Here is a 340-nt window from a genome sequence, read left to right on the forward strand (position 1 = left end):
ATGAGAACAAAGGCGCTTACCATCTCTATCTGCTGGCAACCGAGGCACCGATCGCCCGCCTCAAGCCTGTCGGCACGCGTGACGAAGTCAGGCTCGGCTACTGGTCACACCAGCGAAAATGGGAAAATATCGATGATATGGGCGGATGCGTCTTGCCCCTCGATCAAGCACTCGACCACGTTGCTGAAAACAGCATCTTCTGGACCTGGACCTGACCAAAAACGTACAAAGTCGAGCTAAGGGCCGGCAATCAAGTAACGGCTGCATCGACAGGCCGGCCACGGCGAACGCAGCGGAAGCCGATGTGCGAGGTGGAAGTGTCGATCATCTCGGGATGGCG

1 protein-coding gene is annotated in these 340 nt (G+C 57.4%); it reads left to right on the forward strand.

Annotated elements, in window-relative coordinates:
- Positions 1–215 (forward strand): hypothetical protein (locus LH128_RS30580; RefSeq protein ID WP_008832611.1); only part of this gene is annotated, 215 nt, incomplete at its 5' end.
- Between the last annotated feature and the right edge of the window lie 125 nt (positions 216–340).

The organism is Sphingomonas sp. LH128 (assembly GCF_000293195.2).
Taxonomy (GTDB): Bacteria; Pseudomonadota; Alphaproteobacteria; order Sphingomonadales; family Sphingomonadaceae; genus Novosphingobium; species Novosphingobium resinovorum_A.